At 57.7% G+C, this 16368-nt stretch carries 18 protein-coding genes and 1 pseudogene; 5 read left to right on the top strand and 14 right to left on the bottom strand.

Features of this window, described 5'->3' with window-relative positions:
* The first annotated feature begins 54 nt into the window (after positions 1 to 54).
* Positions 55 to 546 carry a rhomboid family intramembrane serine protease gene (locus tag LPA44_RS13600; RefSeq protein ID WP_330166502.1) on the top strand — a complete coding sequence of 164 codons (492 nt, stop codon included), beginning with the start codon at positions 55 to 57 and terminating at the stop codon, positions 544 to 546.
* A gap of 25 nt (positions 547 to 571) precedes the next feature.
* On the opposite strand, the gene LPA44_RS13595 is transcribed toward LPA44_RS13600, so the two are convergent.
* The 6 genes from LPA44_RS13595 to LPA44_RS13570 form a co-directional block, all read right to left on the bottom strand.
* Positions 572 to 787: a hypothetical protein gene (locus LPA44_RS13595; RefSeq protein ID WP_230890079.1), complete on the bottom strand. Its 216-nt coding sequence runs from the start codon at positions 785 to 787 to the stop codon at positions 572 to 574.
* 66 nt (positions 788 to 853) lie between these two features.
* On the bottom strand, positions 854 to 1987 hold the full coding sequence (locus LPA44_RS13590; RefSeq protein WP_230890078.1) for a homing endonuclease associated repeat-containing protein: 1134 nt from the start codon (positions 1985 to 1987) through the stop codon (positions 854 to 856).
* A 215-nt stretch (positions 1988 to 2202) separates the two neighbouring features.
* Positions 2203 to 3102 (bottom strand): DNA-binding protein, encoded by a 900-nt coding sequence (locus LPA44_RS13585; RefSeq protein WP_230890077.1) that lies wholly within the window; start codon positions 3100 to 3102, stop codon positions 2203 to 2205.
* A gap of 468 nt (positions 3103 to 3570) precedes the next feature.
* Complete coding sequence (locus LPA44_RS13580; protein WP_230890076.1) at positions 3571 to 4047, bottom strand: hypothetical protein; 477 nt, start codon at positions 4045 to 4047, stop codon at positions 3571 to 3573.
* Between the two features lie 156 nt (positions 4048 to 4203).
* Positions 4204 to 5445, bottom strand: coding sequence for an RNA-guided endonuclease InsQ/TnpB family protein (locus tag LPA44_RS13575; RefSeq protein ID WP_230890075.1), 1242 nt, complete (start codon positions 5443 to 5445; stop codon positions 4204 to 4206).
* Positions 5442 to 5618, bottom strand: a complete 177-nt coding sequence (locus LPA44_RS13570; RefSeq protein ID WP_230890074.1) for a hypothetical protein — start codon at positions 5616 to 5618, stop codon at positions 5442 to 5444. The genes LPA44_RS13575 and LPA44_RS13570 overlap by 4 nt, the downstream gene beginning before the upstream one ends.
* Positions 5619 to 5916: 298 nt before the next feature.
* Here LPA44_RS13570 and LPA44_RS13565 point away from each other — a divergent pair, with 298 nt between their 5' ends.
* A complete protein-coding gene (locus tag LPA44_RS13565; RefSeq protein WP_230890073.1) occupies positions 5917 to 6816 on the top strand; it encodes a PhzF family phenazine biosynthesis protein in 900 nt (299 codons plus the stop codon).
* 490 nt (positions 6817 to 7306) lie between these two features.
* Here LPA44_RS13565 and LPA44_RS13560 read toward each other — a convergent pair whose 3' ends face one another.
* The 4 genes from LPA44_RS13560 to LPA44_RS13545 all read right to left on the bottom strand — a co-directional run bounded on the left by LPA44_RS13560 (position 7307) and on the right by LPA44_RS13545 (position 8966).
* Positions 7307 to 7636 (bottom strand): hypothetical protein, encoded by a 330-nt coding sequence (locus LPA44_RS13560; protein WP_058984766.1) that lies wholly within the window; start codon positions 7634 to 7636, stop codon positions 7307 to 7309.
* A complete protein-coding gene (locus tag LPA44_RS13555) occupies positions 7633 to 7941 on the bottom strand; it encodes a hypothetical protein (RefSeq protein WP_230890072.1) in 309 nt (102 codons plus the stop codon). The genes LPA44_RS13560 and LPA44_RS13555 overlap by 4 nt, the downstream gene beginning before the upstream one ends.
* A gap of 123 nt (positions 7942 to 8064) precedes the next feature.
* A complete protein-coding gene (locus LPA44_RS13550) occupies positions 8065 to 8307 on the bottom strand; it encodes a hypothetical protein (protein WP_010904227.1) in 243 nt (80 codons plus the stop codon).
* A gap of 47 nt (positions 8308 to 8354) precedes the next feature.
* Entirely contained in the window at positions 8355 to 8966 is a 612-nt protein-coding gene (locus tag LPA44_RS13545) for a hypothetical protein (RefSeq protein WP_010904228.1), read from the bottom strand.
* Between the two features lie 150 nt (positions 8967 to 9116).
* On the opposite strand from LPA44_RS13545, the gene LPA44_RS13540 reads away from it, so the two are divergent.
* Together LPA44_RS13540 and LPA44_RS18135 are read left to right on the top strand one after the other, a co-directional pair.
* Positions 9117 to 9920: a hypothetical protein gene (locus LPA44_RS13540; RefSeq protein WP_230890071.1), complete on the top strand. Its 804-nt coding sequence runs from the start codon at positions 9117 to 9119 to the stop codon at positions 9918 to 9920.
* 60 nt (positions 9921 to 9980) lie between these two features.
* Positions 9981 to 10109, top strand: a complete 129-nt coding sequence (locus LPA44_RS18135) for a hypothetical protein (protein ID WP_259371300.1) — start codon at positions 9981 to 9983, stop codon at positions 10107 to 10109.
* 109 nt (positions 10110 to 10218) lie between these two features.
* On the opposite strand, the gene LPA44_RS13535 is transcribed toward LPA44_RS18135, so the two are convergent.
* From LPA44_RS13535 to LPA44_RS18445, 4 genes and pseudogenes are all read right to left on the bottom strand, one after another.
* A complete protein-coding gene (locus tag LPA44_RS13535) occupies positions 10219 to 10557 on the bottom strand; it encodes a DUF7558 family protein (RefSeq protein WP_230890070.1) in 339 nt (112 codons plus the stop codon).
* Entirely contained in the window at positions 10557 to 10847 is a 291-nt protein-coding gene (locus LPA44_RS13530; protein WP_230890069.1) for a hypothetical protein, read from the bottom strand. The genes LPA44_RS13535 and LPA44_RS13530 overlap by 1 nt, the downstream gene beginning before the upstream one ends.
* Before the next feature lie 272 nt (positions 10848 to 11119).
* Positions 11120 to 11347: pseudogene (locus LPA44_RS18450) on the bottom strand (hypothetical protein); the annotation flags it as partial.
* A gap of 463 nt (positions 11348 to 11810) precedes the next feature.
* The gene (locus LPA44_RS18445) at positions 11811 to 11897 is read right to left on the bottom strand and encodes a DUF7837 family putative zinc-binding protein (protein WP_442903396.1); all 87 of its coding nucleotides are present in this window, start codon (positions 11895 to 11897) and stop codon (positions 11811 to 11813) included.
* 929 nt (positions 11898 to 12826) lie between these two features.
* Here LPA44_RS18445 and LPA44_RS13525 point away from each other — a divergent pair.
* Entirely contained in the window at positions 12827 to 16321 is a 3495-nt protein-coding gene (locus LPA44_RS13525; RefSeq protein WP_230890068.1) for an ATP-binding protein, read from the top strand.
* Positions 16322 to 16368: the final 47 nt, after the last annotated feature.

Here is a 16368-nt window from a genome sequence, read left to right as displayed (position 1 = left end):
ACCACGCCGAGTTCCTCGGCGTGCTCTTCGAGGAACTCAGAGGGAAACAGTGTAGTGAGCCGACGCATAATCCGAGATGAGGAGTCCTTGTCGTGCACAGACTGGACTTCCTCATTCCTTCCGAAAGATGCCTCGATAAGCCGCCGCTATCACGCGGTTTCTCGCTTAACTAAAGACGGATGCTATCTCTTCTATCCTCTGGTCGGATATCTTGCGGCTTGGGTTCCATTATTGATGGGATCAGTAGGATCTGTTGGAGCAAGTGGAGTCACATTCGGCCTCACATCTTGGCTACTCGTTCACTCGATCAGCCGATTACTCGAAATGGGGTATGAGGGTACACTCGACCTGCGAATACTCCATCTCACTGCCGTCTTGTTTGGACTTGTGAAGGCTCGAGAAGCGGTTGCTCTCCTTGGGATGATGGATGGTGCTGATGATGTCACGCACTTTTTCGGAGCTTTCCTGGGTTTATTCCTCGGCCTTCGGTTCGTGCTCGATTACTACGGTCTCTCAATAGGCGATTGGATTCAACGTCTTGAGTGAAGTCATCCAATGCTTCAGTACCGATTTATAATCGGTTGCACTGATGCTGTAGAATCCGCTCCGGGAGGCCAACCTTCCCACAGACGGGACACTCCTGTAGGGGTGTCGGTGGCAGGTCGTTCCAAGCGTCCAGTGCGGCCTCTAACTGTGCTTCCACAATTGGCGAGTCGCTCGTGCGGCGGGCTTCGCGAATATGGATGCGAAGCCGCTCTCGGGCCGTGAGTGTCGTGTCATCAGTCATAGTGGGACGGGATAGCTGGTGGCCCCGCCACCCATCGCCGGGGCAGAGCAACACCACCGTACGCAGTTAGCGAATATCGGGCTGGAGTGGAGCGAACTCTTCCCACATCGTATGGTGGCGTTGACAGAGCGTAATCAGGTTCTCAAGCCGGTTCGACCGTTCGTAATCGAGGACGCCGTCGGCATCGATGAATGCGCCAAGCGGCGTAATGTGGTGGACGTTCAGGTCACGATCCCAGCGCTCGCGATGGGTCTCGCGATCGATCGGACAGCCCGGCATCTGGCACTCGAAGCCGTCCCGTTCTAGAGCACGTTTGCGCTGTCTGTACCAGTTCGGTCCGTACGAAATGTCTCCGTAGCCGCCCTTCCAGAGCGGATGCTCTGGGCCACTTGGCCGGCCGGGATACTCGAACCCGGCCGCTTCGATGGCGTCTTGCCAGGTCCCATACCGACGGGCATAGGATCCAACTGAGTAGCGACCAGAGTCGCGCATCTCGATAGTTGATGGGACATGGCCTAGCTCATCGACTAAGCGCTCGATCTCTCGATGGAGTTGTTCTTCACTGACACTCCATTGTTTGTGGGGTTCGAACCCTGCACGGCGCAACGCGCGATTCCAGCGGCCGAAGCATCGCTGGGCGACTTTCACCGACCACGCTCCGTGCTGTTCCATCTCTTGGGCTTTCGGTGGTCGTCCGAGTTCTGCGGCGAGGTTCTGAATCGCCTCGATGACATCTTCCTTTGTGGCGGTCTGCTGTGTGGTCGTCTCTAAGTCAGCTGCTCTGAGGCCCTCGTTCCACGACCCGAAATGAGTCTGGACAGCGTTGGCTGAGATACGCCCCAATTCTCGCCACTCGTTTCGTGAGGGCGAATGCCCGATCTGGCTGGCGACTCGTTGTAGCTCCTCGATGATCTCTGCGTCGCTATATCCGTTTGTTCGAGGTTCAAGTCCGGCAGCTTCCAATCCCTCGTCACAGCTCCCAAACGTTGAGCGCACTGCGCCTTTTGTGAATTCAGTCTCTTCTTCGATCTCCGATTGTTTTGGAACTCGTCCCTTCTCTTCGGCTAGTCGCTGCAGTTCGTCGATGATCGTTTCAGCAGGTATCGATACCTGATGGGAACGCATATGTCCGGCAATCTCGACGTTCGTTTCGAACGATTCGCCGCAGATGTCACACGTGTAGTCTCCTTCGACTTTCATGCGTAGCTCCGAGCGTTGGGCACGCCCGCACCCCTCGTGGGGTGGGACAAACACGCCCGGTCGCGCACCGTTTCCCCCGGTTTCAGGGATAAATCTCAGACCGGGTCTCGAGGTCGTGGCTGCGCGCGCAGCGAAGCGAGCACGGAGCGGAGGGTGGGGCGGTGGGGTCTGGGTCGGTCCGGCACACAGCAAAAAAAGAAGGCTGCTCCGACTGGCTATGCTTCCCACCACCGGCCGCGCTCCGGGAAGTGGATGATGCTCCACCCCGTCACGGCCACCGAGATCCGGCCCTCGTACCAGTTCGTGGCCGCTTTGTGGATGCGCACCGTCTCGCCTTCCTCGATCCACGGCGCGTCCGATGCCTTCCAGATCGTCACCTTCGTTTGCCCGCTCTCGTCCGCGATCAGCCCGACTTGCTGGATGGCCGGTGAATCACTGTCCCAGAGGGTCTTCACACGGCCTTTGATCGTGACCGTGCTGCGATCGACGTCCTCGAGGGCGTCGATGGGCACGGTGCCCCCCGGGGCCGTCTGCAACTCCTCGAACACCCGCACGACCGCACTCGTCATGTCCGTGCCGTCGACGACCGCTTCGGCCAGGCGTCGACTGATCGCCGCGCGCGACCAGCCATCCACCCGCGTCGCGAGTCGGTCTGCCTCCGTGTTCACCGTCGCCAGTTCATCCTGGGAGAGTTCCGCTCGGGGATCATCCCGTTCGGGGTCGGCCATCGGGTCCACGCTCGCGGCACGCTTCTTGAACTCCCGGCGCCGCTTCGTACTTCCTTGCGAGGCGACCTCCCGCGTCCGTTCCTCCCGACCGTTCTGCGTTCCCAGCTCGGCCTGGGCACTGATGCGCTCCAGTTCGGCTTCCCGCGCCTGAATGCGCTCCTCCTGTTCGAGGGTGACACCGTGAATCCGGTCCTCGCTCGTGTCCGCGATCCCGTCCGGGTGGTTCGCATCCACCTTCGCCTGCGTTTCCTGCTCGACCGCGGCCTCGAACTCCGGCGTCTCATCGACCACCGGGAAGCCGTCTTCATCGACCGCCTGACCGCCCGCCTTTTCGAATGCCTGTTCATCGACCGTAACGACCTTCTGACTCGAGTTGTTACTAGACATTGGTACTCACTTGTACCGTTGAAGGCGCTCAGCGCCCGACACCGCGATGCCTCTACATCGCGGTTTTCCGACGACAACGACCGACAGAACCATCTGCGCGCTCTCGCTCGCGCCTTCGCGAGCGCCCTACCGGGCGCGAGCGAGAGCGCGCCTGCATGAGGTGGCCCCAACCAGCACCGCGCGCCGACCCGCCCGGAGCGAGCGGCCAGCGGAGAAAGCGTGGGGGGGTGAGCAGCCACGCCGCGCAACCCCTCGCGCTTTCCCGCTGGCGTCGAGGGCACATGCACTTTAGCCCGGCAGTCCGCCCGCTACTGCAGGCAGACCGCCCGGAATGGTCGGTCGCGAGCGACGCGGAGGGCGGAATGCGGCGAGCGGTGCGAGCCGTATCGTACACACCGGCCAGCCGATAGAGGGTCTTGTCAGCTCAATAAACGGGCCCTGACTCGAAATTGCTCTTCCGCCTTGTGGCTACCAGAACGGCCACCAATCGTTCCGCGCCGCCGAGTACTCCGTTTCGGACGGGATACTCTCAGATACTTTCGCCGTCAGCTCCCACATTTCGTCTTCGAGGTCCGTCAGCTCCGACCAGTCCGTTGTTTCGTCAGCCTCTATTTCGGAGGCCATCCAGCGGTAGTTCATCCCGATATCTCTGAGAGCGGACCAGATCGACTCGTCCACCCCAAGATATCGACCCTCAGCTGCGTGTTGCTGGAGCTCGTCAGCTCGTGCTCTGAGAACCTCCACCGTGTCGTTCCCGGTCGAGTTCTCACTGAGAACCTCATTCGAGTATTCCTTCCTGGCTAAATCCGCTTGCACACCCGCATCCACGTACCACCGCTCGATCTCACGCCCCCGTTCCTTGTCGATTCTACTGTTGACCGTATACATCGAAATTAGGAACGAGCCGATCAAACTGACTGCGACCACGAGAATGTCTACCCACATAACCCCCCATTCCACCGACAACAGTTAGAGCATTACTGAAAGCGCTAGCAGTTGGAAAAGCGAGCGACCAGCGGATCGACATCCACTCCGCGTACACGGAGCGTCCGCTCACTGGTGGCACGGCGACACCACGGCGGCACCTTGCGGGTCTGTGCGCTATTCGTTGGGCCCCACCGTGGCTCCCTTGACGGGGAACCACCGGTGGTCGTCCCACTGGAACCGCACGGGCCGTGCCGTCGGCCTGACCGCGGTATTCGTCGCCTGTTCGAGCAGCGTCCGCGACGCGACGAGGTCGGCGTGCCCCTCGAAGCTACACGGACACCGCAGCGTCTCGCGATGCCGGCGCGTCCGATCGCGTTCGCCACACTCCGGACACGTCTGGGAGGTCCACGCTTCGGAGAGTGAGGCCACCTCGATGCCGTACTCCTCGCAGACGTTCGCGAGCTGGTCGAGACATCGTCGATGCGCCCAGAAGGTACGCGTTTTGAGGTTCACCTCGACCGACCAGTACTCGCCAAGGACGCCGGTGAGATCGCCGTGATAGATGATTTCGACGCCAGCTTCATACAACCGCTCGACCAGATCACGGAGGAGCGCGTTCACCGCGTGATCTCGCCGTCGAGACCGCTTCCGATAGAGCCGTTGGATTCGCTTGCTTGTGTGTCGATCTTCGGGGAGCTTCGCTTTGGCGTCCGCGATGCGCTGGGTCGTTCCTCGGAACTGCCGGAACGGCTCCTGGCCGCTGTACCAGTATTGGTCGCCCGCCGTCGTCGTACACGCGACGAGTACGTTCGCACCGATATCCAGCGCGGCGACGTCAGTTCCGGTTGGCGTCTCCTGGGCCTCGGCAGGCACCGACACTGGCTGATGAGCCCGGTACGTATCGGTGACATCGTCGTAGGTGAGATGGAGGTATCCCTGTTCCCCGTCCCACGGTGGCTCTCCCCGCACCGGGACGCATAGCTGTTCGTACGGGCCGAAGCCGTACTCGTCTTTGAGCTGCGAGCCGATACGCAGATCCAGTCGTGAGCGAGTTCCCCACTGCACGGAGTAGGCGTCCTTCCGGAGGTACGTCCGGAGTTCGCGTCCCTCCTCACGATTTCCCCAGTAGCCGGGCGGACGTACCTCCTGATCGGACTGTTCCAAGATTTCGAAGAACGACCGCCACGCAGTGTCGTTGATTTGAGTAACCTGTTGGGTCGTCGCGGCACTCAGCACGTTGACGTACTCGTCGTAGTACTCCTCACAGTCCCAGACGCTCCCGCCGGCGAAGAATCGCTGCCGGCGCGCATACGTCAGCTGGTTCCAAAGGCTGGCTGACGCATCGAGGAGGCGGTGGAGGACGGCCTCGTCTTGTTCCGACCGGGGGACGACCTCGAAGGTGTTGGTCCGTCTCATCGCTTTGACTCACCCCACATTCGCGGCACGTAACCGAGGCGTTCGATGTCGTCCGCATAGTCCCGTAGGAGCCCGATGAGGACGATATCCGGGGCACCGTTCTCAGCCTGTTCGACTAGCCACTCCTCCAGTTCAACCTCAGCTTCCTCGATCTCGTTCAGTTCGACCGACATCGATCATCGCGCCTCCATCAGACGGTTCAGCTGTCGCTGGCGGTGGTAACACATCCCGAATCACCTGTGCTGTGCAGGCACGACCGAACGCGCCTGCATCCTTCGCAGGCGCTCAAAAACACTACCGGACTAAACAGTTGAACCAAATATCATAGAACCATACCAAGCTTGATTTCTCGGGTTTCTACAGCCCGTAATTAGGAGAGTAGAAAGCGCACTCCGAGTAAGAGAGACCAGTGAGACTCGCCCTGACGAGACTACTTATCACCCAATCTCTGTAAGTAAATACGTGAGCAGTATGAGTGACATCCGCTATGATATCGTTGACGTCTTCGCACAAAGCCAATATACGGGGAATCAACTCGCGGTTGTCCAACCAGAAGGTGAATTGAGCGGCGAAGAAATGCAGCGGATCGCGAACGAATTCGACTACTCAGAGACAACATTCATCGACCCAGATGGAAGTCATGCGGACGGATTCGAGGTCCGCATCTTCTCGCCCACGACAGAACTACCGTTCGCCGGCCACCCCACGCTCGGTACGGCGTACGTTCTCCGAGAGCGGCTCGGACTTTCCGATGATGAACTAGTGTTACACGAACAAGTCGGCGCAATCCCCGTTTCAGTCGAAAAAACAGCTACTGGTGATGAAATCTTACTAATGGAGCACCCGGAACCAACGTTCGATGAAATAATTGAGCCTGCGAGGGCGGCGGACGCGGTTTCCCTACCAGCTGACGTTCTGGATGACCAGTTCCCAGCCCAGATTATCTCAACTGGCGTTCCGACACTAATTGTGCCAGTTGAATCGCTAAGTGCGGTGAAGGAGGCCGAGACTAATGATGAAGTGTATTCGGAATTGGTTGATCAGTACGGAGTACGGAATCTCCTCGTGTTCGCTCCGGAGACATACGAACCAGAAAACGAGCTCAACGTCCGAGTGTTTGCAGAGTTTTTCGGTATCCCTGAGGATCCTGCGACTGGTGCTTCGAATGGGTGTCTCGCTGCATACCTTACTGAGCACCAGTACTTCGACACGTCTGAGATCGACGTACGTGTCGAACAAGGATATGAAGTGAACCGACCCTCACTACTGTATCTACGTGGGCAGACAACTGCAGATTCGATTCGGGTAGAGGTCGGTGGGCGAGTAATTCCGACTGCGACTGGGACTCTCGTCGAGTCGAATAGCCTCTAAACTGGCTCCGATATCATTCTATTAGTTCGTTCGGGTTCTGCGGCAGAATTGATATCGTATGTCTATTTCCGCTGTGTCCTCAGCTAAAGATCAATCAGTAGGTGGTGAGCAGCCACGCCGCGCAACCCCTCGCGCTTACCCGCTGGCGTCGAGACCAGATTCATTTTAGCCCGGAACGGGCGCGGGCGGTGCGGAGAGCGCCCACACGCCCGGAATGGTCGGTCGCGAACGACGCGGAGGGCGGCATGCGGCAAGCGGGGCGGGCCATAGAGAAACCTCGTTCAACCGAATCCGGCGCTCGATGAACTAGCCGACAGCCCGGTGGACTCAGAAAGGGCGAGGCCGTCTCGGTCGTCTCCCGACCCCGCAAGCACCGCAGGAACGAGGCGCGCAGCGGGGTTCCCGTGAGCGGAGCGAACGGGAGCAAGCGAGACGCAGTCTCACGTGGTCGCGGGACGTCGAGCGGCCGAGGGCTTTCAGTGGAGAGGCCTCAGCTGTCTTGTTCCGAGTTTAGCTCTCGGAGGTATCCGGTGGCTGCGGTGCCGATCCAGACACCATCGACGTTGCGCATTTCGAGGTCAACTGTCGCAGTGCGGAACGGGTAGTGCTCGACGAGGATACGGCGGATCACGGTTTGAACAGTTTCTATCCCGTGTCTTTCGACGATATCTGCCATGGCCTCGTCGAAATGCGCATTCATGTGATCGTCACGGGGATCCTGGGCTCGCTTGCGAACGAGTTCACAGACGTCTTCGACGGACGCGTGGGCGGGATTCTCGGTTCGCTCCCGTACGTCGTAGAACGCCTCATCAACAGTCATGAATCGGGCTTATCATCAAAGGTGGCGTCAGTAGAGGCATTCGACGTGTTCGGTTCCAGACGGCGCTGGCGACGGACCTCTGCGAGCACATCCTCGAGCATCGTGATACGTTCGATGCCCTTTGCCTCACTCACGATCTCGTCGATGAGCGACGCGCGTTTGGCGGCCTGCTCATCGCCGTCGGTTCTCTCGATGGCCTGGATACGGATCGAGCGCTTCTCCTGCCAGCCACAGTTCCAGCAGTTTTGCGAACAGGCGATTTGGTCGTCTTCGTCAGCAGCAATCACAGCCTCTACGAGCGACATTGAGAGTGGCCGCTCTGGCCCAACCTCTATCGTGATGTCAGATCCACATTCCGGACACTGCATGGTCTTCCAGAATACCGCCAGGGCTGTCAAGATATGGTTCTCTGAGCGAAAGAGCGAGACCTAGGTTCCCGATTCTGGGTCTTGTAGTCGATCTCGGACATTTGCAAATTGGACCGGATCGGTGTCACCAGTTTCAGCGAGATCGTTCACCGACTGCAGCTGGGAGTTGATGAGTTTGTTTTGCTGGCGTGACCACTCCTCGTCACCGTGGGTCCGGATGTATTCCGCCCACTGCTTGATCATGGTACGCCGTTGCTCTGTATTCCCGCGCTGGTTTTCTTCAAATTCTTCTGAATCCAGCATTGTAGTTCGCACTACCGAGTTTTGTGAAGCATAGTTCGCGTATCCCCCTAGAAGAGATCGTCAATTGGGGATTCACTACGCTCCTCTTTGGGAGTCTCATCAGTAAACAACGACCCTTCTTGGAGCGCCGCTCTCCTATCTTCAGCGGATTCCGACTCTGTAACGTCGATCTCGTCGAATTCGAGCGCATCTGTGACCGCCTCCGGGAGGTCGGGGCGCGCAGCATTGAGGTGGCGTTCGACCTGTTCAGTCAACGCCGTGTGGTCGTGGAGCGACCGCATGATTGGGACCCCACGGAGATATTTGTACTCGTAGAGCAGTTCGACGCCGAATTCGGTAGGTCCCCAGAAGTCTGTCGGCAGGCCGCGTTCACCTTCGTTCGGCTCGTGATGGTACTTCGAGACGATGTTTCGATCCGCGAGGTTGTCGAGCTGTTCGCGAATCGTTGACCGGCTCTTCGGGATGAAGTAGTCAAGCTCCGTGATCGAGGCGAGGTGTGACGGATGGCCGAGGAGCACCTGGATAATGTGGTTTCGTGTCTCCTGCGAGAGAAACCGGTGGACGCGCCGCTGTTTCTCATAGGCGTCAGCACTACCGACGTCGAATACCGTATCAGCGTGTGCGTCTGCCGGTGCCGGCGTGTCCGTCCGTTCGCTCATATGAAGTTCTACTTCCTGAACGATTGTAACTGTTCGGGTGTACCATGACGATTTAGAGAGGAAATCCCGACGTAGTTAGCAAGACCTAACACCGTTGCCTGAGAAGCACCCACTGTGACTGAGGAGACGCGAAAGGACCGCTGGCGACGCGTGAAAGCCGCCGTGGATCGGGCACTTCACGGCGTTGCGGTTCCGCGACCGGATCGATCAGAGGTTGCCCGGTTCATCAACGAGGCTGTGCCCGCGTTCACCCAGGCGGGCATCACGACCTATCTTGTGTTCGGCAGTTATCGCGGCGACTACGAGGTTCGGCTCCGAGCGATGGCGTACGAACTCAGCAAACCCATCGACGCTGAAGCCACACTCATCGGTGACACCGCTGATCCAGACACGCGTGTCGTGCCGTCGTTCCTCATCAAGTTTCACGCTCTCGCCGAGTTCGCGGACCACCTCGTTGGCGTCTACGAGAAGGAGAGTGGCGGTGAAAGCCCCGAATTGGGGCTGCTCGATCAGCGTCCCTACTTCGAGAAAGGTTGGATGTTCCCCCGGGATTATACGGGCTTGACGCGAGATGCCCTTGAGTCGAAGGCGGACGTGATCGACGCTGCCATTCAGATATACTATGCACCAGACGCTGACGATGAGACGAAACGACGAGAGCTGAAAGCACTCGTCAGTGAAGCGCAAACCTTTGATATCGATATCACCGAACAGGAGGTCGTTGATGCGCTTCGCGACCGTGACCGGGATGCTCTCGGAGAAATCGCATCCTACAGTTGGGTCCACCTGAATCTGTTTCGGAAATACGAACTCCACGACCGCTGTTTCCCCTGGTTTTCGGAGCAGGAACTTCGGACTCTCGCGACGGAAGTGCCGGGGCCGGCCCGTCCGCAGTGGGAAGAGGAATTCGAATCCACAGACCTTGGAAACACAGAGTCTGATGAGTCGGACTAATCGCCTGCGAAAATGGCCGCATATTCTTATCTCCGGACACCGGAGATGAAATTGAATACCATGCGTGAGGATGCTGCTGGGCTCTACGAACGAGGCGTCGAAGCGGACTGTAGTGCCGAGGAAGCCTGGGAGCAAATTCAGGTCCGCAACGAGAAGACCGAATGGGATATCGAGGCCATGTTGGACTGAGCCCTTTCGGGATCTCGACAACCGGATTGAGTTCCCTCGTAGGGCTGGATGCATATCCCCGAATCTATTTTCCGGACGTACTGAACCAGTGGAGCGCACTGGGGCAGGCCTATTCGGAGTTTATGTCAGCAACGAGATGCTCTTCGAGGTCGCGCGTCCAGTACGTCGCGGGCCCACCAGGACTACAGCGGACACAGAGGTGTACTGTTCCGTCGAGGTGGCCGAGTTCGACGCGGAAGGACGTGAGTGCCGGCAGCGTATCGACGATGCGTCCACACTCGTCGCAGGCGTGGTGATCGAATTCCTCGGAATCAGGTCGCTCCTGGATTGCACAGTCGATGCAGATCGGATGCGTAACGAGGTCGTCTTTCCCCCACGTACGGGCCTGGCCTAAGTCTGCGCTGGGGAGCGCATCGCAGAACGCACAGCCAACGAGGGTTTGCTGCATCACTCGCCCTCCGCGTCGGCGTCGCGGCCGGCCGTCCAGCCACGGTGGAAGACAGCTAACTGCGTCGATGAGTCGAACGTGGTGCCGCTCAGCTTGTGAACCAGAACACGGTCCTCAGGGATGGGTGTGACGACGTCCGCGTCGACGAGGTCGTTAACCAGGTTCTGGGCCGTCGTATCGTCGACGTCCGCCGTGTCGACGCCGGCGGCGTCGCGGTCCTGGGCAAGCTGCGCTTTCTCGAACTGTTCGTAGTCGCGACTCGTATCGTTGTGCGGATCGGGACCAGGCATGGTGAGTCACGCCGCGCACGGTCGCACGCTGCACGCCTATCAGCGTGCACGAGAAACAGCGTTCTCGTTCGCACACCAGAACGCTCTGCGTTCTGGGGACGCCGACAAACAACTCATGGCGTACAGATTCGATACCTCCTCGGATCGCCCGGGCGCTATGATTCACTCACTCGAGGAGTAGGGTGGAGGGTGGGAGCAAGGGAGTAGATCCAACCCCAGCGTTAACCAACATCGTGTCGGTATCGGCCGAGAATGTTGGTTAAGGCTAGCTGCTACGGCGTTCGGAGCTCTCGAACTGGCTTCACGACGAAGGTATCTGGCTCGCTGGCTGCTTTTTCACCTGCCCGCTCCGTTGACGTCGAAGGCGACTGCGTGAGCTGGATGATGAGCTCGTCACGAACGGTTCGGCGAGGGACGGTGGCCTCGTGCCAGCCCAGCAGGTCATCGAAGTGCCACTTCTGGAACTGCTCGCCGATACCCTCAACCGCGAGGTACTGCGTCCCTCGACGAACCGGCTACGACTGCCGCCCGCATCCTCAATTCTCCTTATTTCGGTCGGACTGATCCACGCCGATTTGCGGTAATACGGGGAGTAACTTCTCAGAATGAGGGGGTTTTGCAGTGTAGTCGAAAACGGTGAAGAGTTGTATCGCCGGTGCTCCTCCATGGGGGTGGAGGGCGAAGGGTGGTGACAGGTAATATGGCGGCAGCGGTCTCAATTCTGGCGCCAACTCGGCGATACACACGGTAGTGGTTACTCTCGTTATGTGTACTTTCTGGATACTCTAATATTTTCCACAGCCACCCCCACTCGCCTTCGCTATCTCCCGATGGGGCTACTCGCGGCAATTTTCGGCACCTACAGTACCCGAACCATCCGAACCGACCCCCGTGAATCGCTCCCGGAGACAAGCTCCTCGGCATTCAGCCTCCGCCGCCTGTAGACCACTCAACGACTGCGTTTCACTCAGGCGCGACGACCTCCTCGCAGCTGGGGCACTCCGCCCAAAGACCGTTCTCGCCGTCGCTTGTCTCGTATTCGACAAGCAACCACGCTTAGGTGATGTTGTGGTATAGTGGAAGAAGTTGTACAATCGAGCATTAACTGCATCTTCTGGGTCTAGTAAGTAGACTTCAAAAGAAAACCAAGGCGGATTCCCCGCCCCACCGTGGGTGGGGAGGAAGCCGACACTCGCTGCATCATACCAGTCTTTTAGTGAATCCCATCCCACTAGTCTGGTAGTGGTCGGCGGCCAACAGTTGTCACCGGCCACGGGCCGCCCTCAACCGGCCCCCAAGGTCAGGGATGCCGACCTGTGAACGCCCGAAAGTCCTTCGGGTATGACGTGGTGAGTCCACTGACAAGCCGCGGGCCACCGTGCCCGTCGCAGTTGACTTAGGACAAACCACTTGTTACAAGGAGTACGTGTACGCTCCCGAGCTAGATTGACGTGCGGCCATCGACGCTGCCGAGGCGACCAGCGACGCATGGTAGGTTACCAAAAGAGTTCGACGCCGAGTCCGACGCCTGTACTCAGAAATCTTGAGGGCGACTAGCTGCCATCGTTGACCGGCAGCATCTTCATGTGAGGCTGCTACGCACCGCTAGTCGGTCATACCGAGGACCTCCAGGAAACGCCTCCCTTGCCTCTCCAGTGACTTCAGAACGACGCGGCGGAGACGGATCCCGACAGCCTCGTCTACTTGGGTCTGACACCGGTGCTGAACTACGTCCATAATTGGGCGAGTCACGAGGTATACGCGGACACCGGGTTCAACCGCGACGGTTGTCGTGAACGGTTCAAGCGGGATGCGTTATTGGTCAACGAGAAAAAGTGCTAACTACCGATGGGATCAATTTCTAACTACAGTTTCTCTTCGGGCCTTGGCGTACTTTCCCCCAAACATATAACTTAGATTATTATACTATGCTAACTCTGAGGACAAGTTAATTAACACCGGGTCGAGGATCAACAACTATGCCAGATCCCTCCGAAGAACATCAAGACGACTCCTCCAAGCAAAACAAAAAATTAAGTGAGGAGATGGACGATCCGGAGGAGTTTATCGAGGAAATCGAAGCGAGCCAAGAATACATCCAAATCACGCCCGTCCGCGAAGAAGTAAATTCAGAAACCGTCACCCGAGAACTGTATGGCCTCCACCGGTACGGCACCGGTCGAAAACTCCCACTCGACATGGAACTCCACGTCGATAGTATCGAAGGCGTGTCGAACTTCGAGTTCATCATCTACAAACCCGAGAACGAAGCTCAGTTCAAGTTCTTCCTCGGACCTGGTGAACGTGGCGACGCAAACTGCGACCGCTTAGAAAGTACAACGCGCTCGCAGTACCCAGAAAACTTCGAATTCGACCGCCACGACTTCGACATCACAGACGTCTTCGAGGGCGTTCCACACATGGTCCGCTTCGAAGGTGTCGAAGAACGACGGAAAGATTGGATGACGATGCTCACTCGCTTCGACACCGAAGCAACCAATCGCTCACCGCTGTCAAACCTTCTCGAAACAATCATTCAAAGCGACGGTGCAGTCCTCTTCCAGGCCGTCTTCGAACCACGCTCGGACTGGTCGCCGAAAGCACAGCGACAGAAAGGCCGCCTCAAACGCGGCGTTCACACACTCCCTGGAATGGTCGGTCGGAGTATTGTCGATGCCGTAGTTGGTGTGTCTGACAAGGAGAGAAAGGAACGCCACCGGAGCGACACACCCGAAGCGATCGGGGGGTCTATCATGGACTCGCAGGTTGACGGGCAGCGTGTTGGACAGAGCCGAATGGGGCAAATCGACTTGAAAAACCCCAGCCACACCTACAACGTCTCCCTCCGAGCAGCCGCACAGTCCGAACAAACCGCGGAAAACCTCCAACACTCACTCAACCAGATGAGTGGGCAGTTCTACTCCATCGACGGGAAGCACCTCGGCACGAACGAAAGCGAGTACAAGCGAATGCTCAACCACGCCATCACGTACCCGAACGGGATGGAGATGGTAACCCGGCGGAAACCAATCCTCGTCTGCAACATCGAGGAGCTCGCCAGCTTCATCACAGTCCCCTCGATCGACGCACTCCCGAAAGCCAGCCGTGGCGGAACAGGTGGCAAACCGAAAGCACAGTCAGCACTCACCTCCCCCAACGAGGAAGTGTTCAAGGAATTCTCTGACGGCATGACCATCGGTCACGCAGTCACAGCCCTCCGCGAAAACGCCGACGACATCACCGAACTCAGCGCCATCGATAGTGTGAACGAATGGTGGACTGAACTCAACAAGCGAGACGCACTCTCCCTGTCTGCGGGCGACCTCACGCATCATTACATCCGCGCCGCAACCACCGGCAGCGGGAAGACAGTCGCAACGCTCAACGACATGCTCACCACCCACGAAAACCTGAACGGGCCAACCATCCTCGTCGACCCGAAAGGTGGAGAGATGTGTCGGAACTACCTCCGATGCCACCGCACACTCTTCGGCGACCTTGACGACGTCGAGTACATCAAAGTTCCCGAGGAAGACGGGAACATTCCCGGCATCCCATTCTTCGACCTGCGCCCACTCACTCGCTCCGCCGGACGGGAACGTGAAACAGCAATCCAAGACATCATCGACCACTACTTCCAGCTTCTCCGGTTCGTCCTCGGGCGAGAGAAGGTCGACCAAGCATTCGTTGCAAATGAGATTCTCACGAATCTCATCAAAGCGTTATTCGACGAGGAAAACGGCTCCGCGCACTTCACGATCGGTGACTTGCTGGACGCAGCTCAAGAGTTCCAGCACTACGGACGAGCCATCGACGACCTTGAAAGCGCCAAGCAGGAAAACATCGACAAAGCACTACCTGCCGTGGAAGACGACCAGGTGCGTGGGTTCCTGAAGTCTCACCTTGAGAAGGATGAACGGCAGTTCATGAACACGACCGACGCAGTCCTGAACCGGATTCGCAAGCTCAAGGAACGAGACTTCATCTGGGACATGCTCTCCTTCGAAATCCCAGAAGAGCACTGGAACGACGACAAAGACTGGTACGCGCGGTCGGACATCTCGATGCTCGACCTGAAGAACATCCTCAACGGTGACAAGGTTCTGCTTGTCGACACCGGGAACCTTCGCGGGGAGAGCAGCGAAGTGTTCACAGTCCTGTTCCTCTCACATCTGTGGACATCGGTGCAGTCACTCTGGACACCAAACGACGAGGATTACATCGCGAACGTCATCATTGAAGAGTCAGCGAACGTCGCACGAAATGAAATCGTCTACAACGAACTCCTTCCGAAAGGCCGCGAGTTCAACCTCTCGTTGGGACTCATCATGCAGTACCCCGAGCAGGTGCTTGGTGAAGATCCACAAGCGAATCGGCGTGCCTACCAGGAAATCCTGAACAACGTCAACACGAAGATCATCGGGAACATCGCGACGGACGACCTCCTCGCGAACTCCTTGTTCCATGAAGATCTCGACACCGAGGAGATCAAAGACCGTATCGCTGGCCTCCGCCGTGGGGAATGGGTTGTCCAGCTTCCATCGACAGGATTCCATAAACAGAAGCCAGAAATCCTGACGTTGAAACCGCTCCCAATCCCTCCAGGACACAGCGAGGGCCCGTTCAACGTCACCGCAAAATCAGACCTCATCCGAGAACGCAGCCGAGATCGACACTGCCTGAACAGAGACAGTAAGTACATCAATTCAACCGCTGGCACGAGTTTCACCTCGGACGACGACGACAGCAGCGATAGTAACAACGGAACCACCGACAACAACAGCAGTAGTGATGATGGAGTTCTGAACAGCGAACAGGAGGTATTCCTCAAGACAATCTTCGACGCACTCCATGGAGAAATAGAAACATACAGTCTCCATCTTCCGATGACGAAACTACACCACAGCGAGCACGCCAAATATCTCACCGATGAAGGCCTCGTCGAGAAGGTTACTATCGGGCAGAACAAAGTCTACTACGTCCCGACGAAAGAGGGAGAACTCCTTGCTGATGGGAAATCACGCTCACCAGCGGAAGGTGGAGAGCTCGGTAACGAAAGTGCAGAGCACCACCTCGGAGTCCGACTCGCCGCAGAACGCTTCAGGCAGTTAAACTACGACGTTGAACTCTACGGAGACATTAACAACGGCAACAACAAGACCGACGTCTTCGCGAAACCCACGAAAGAATCCCCAACGGACAGACACCGACTCATCGAAATTGAAATCACTCCGGAGCATATTGGCCATGTTCACGAAGACTACGAAGCCCTCAAAGAAGGATATGGAGATGCCATCTGGGTCGTTGAAAGTCACGACGAAGCAATAACCCTCCTCGAAAAATTAAGCAAGAAAGTCGACGACCTCCCCAGTGGGCATAATCACCGCAGCGTCGCGAAGATAAACGAACAACTCGGGAAACCAGGTATCAAAGAAATTCACACGATAAACTCACTACGGGAAGACATCAAGTAACCGCACCAGCCACACCAGACAGAGTTCTACCTTCTCCTCCTGACACC

Source organism: Halobacterium sp. KA-4, assembly GCF_021028995.1.
Classification (GTDB): domain Archaea; phylum Halobacteriota; class Halobacteria; order Halobacteriales; family Halobacteriaceae; genus Halobacterium.
Note: the sequence above shows the minus strand (reverse complement) of the source record. Positions and strands in the feature narration are given on the sequence as shown.

What these genes read in the sequence shown, in the direction of transcription:
- LPA44_RS13590 (WP_230890078.1), bottom strand. Translation starts at nt 1,987, where the DNA reads ATGAAAGTCGAAGGAGACTACACGTGTGACATCTGCGGCGAATCGTTC.
- LPA44_RS13535 (WP_230890070.1), bottom strand. Translation starts at nt 10,557, where the DNA reads ATGCAGCAAACCCTCGTTGGCTGTGCGTTCTGCGATGCGCTCCCCAGC.
- LPA44_RS13580 (WP_230890076.1), bottom strand. Translation starts at nt 4,047, where the DNA reads ATGTGGGTAGACATTCTCGTGGTCGCAGTCAGTTTGATCGGCTCGTTC.
- LPA44_RS13550 (WP_010904227.1), bottom strand. Translation starts at nt 8,307, where the DNA reads ATGCTGGATTCAGAAGAATTTGAAGAAAACCAGCGCGGGAATACAGAG.
- LPA44_RS13560 (WP_058984766.1), bottom strand. Translation starts at nt 7,636, where the DNA reads ATGACTGTTGATGAGGCGTTCTACGACGTACGGGAGCGAACCGAGAAT.
- LPA44_RS13525 (WP_230890068.1), top strand. Translation starts at nt 12,827, where the DNA reads ATGCCAGATCCCTCCGAAGAACATCAAGACGACTCCTCCAAGCAAAAC.
- LPA44_RS13545 (WP_010904228.1), bottom strand. Translation starts at nt 8,966, where the DNA reads ATGAGCGAACGGACGGACACGCCGGCACCGGCAGACGCACACGCTGAT.
- LPA44_RS13575 (WP_230890075.1), bottom strand. Translation starts at nt 5,445, where the DNA reads ATGAGACGGACCAACACCTTCGAGGTCGTCCCCCGGTCGGAACAAGAC.
- LPA44_RS13555 (WP_230890072.1), bottom strand. Translation starts at nt 7,941, where the DNA reads ATGTCGCTCGTAGAGGCTGTGATTGCTGCTGACGAAGACGACCAAATC.
- LPA44_RS13585 (WP_230890077.1), bottom strand. Translation starts at nt 3,102, where the DNA reads ATGTCTAGTAACAACTCGAGTCAGAAGGTCGTTACGGTCGATGAACAG.
- LPA44_RS13565 (WP_230890073.1), top strand. Translation starts at nt 5,917, where the DNA reads ATGAGTGACATCCGCTATGATATCGTTGACGTCTTCGCACAAAGCCAA.
- LPA44_RS13570 (WP_230890074.1), bottom strand. Translation starts at nt 5,618, where the DNA reads ATGTCGGTCGAACTGAACGAGATCGAGGAAGCTGAGGTTGAACTGGAG.
- LPA44_RS13595 (WP_230890079.1), bottom strand. Translation starts at nt 787, where the DNA reads ATGACTGATGACACGACACTCACGGCCCGAGAGCGGCTTCGCATCCAT.
- LPA44_RS18135 (WP_259371300.1), top strand. Translation starts at nt 9,981, where the DNA reads ATGCGTGAGGATGCTGCTGGGCTCTACGAACGAGGCGTCGAAGCGGAC.
- LPA44_RS13530 (WP_230890069.1), bottom strand. Translation starts at nt 10,847, where the DNA reads ATGCCTGGTCCCGATCCGCACAACGATACGAGTCGCGACTACGAACAG.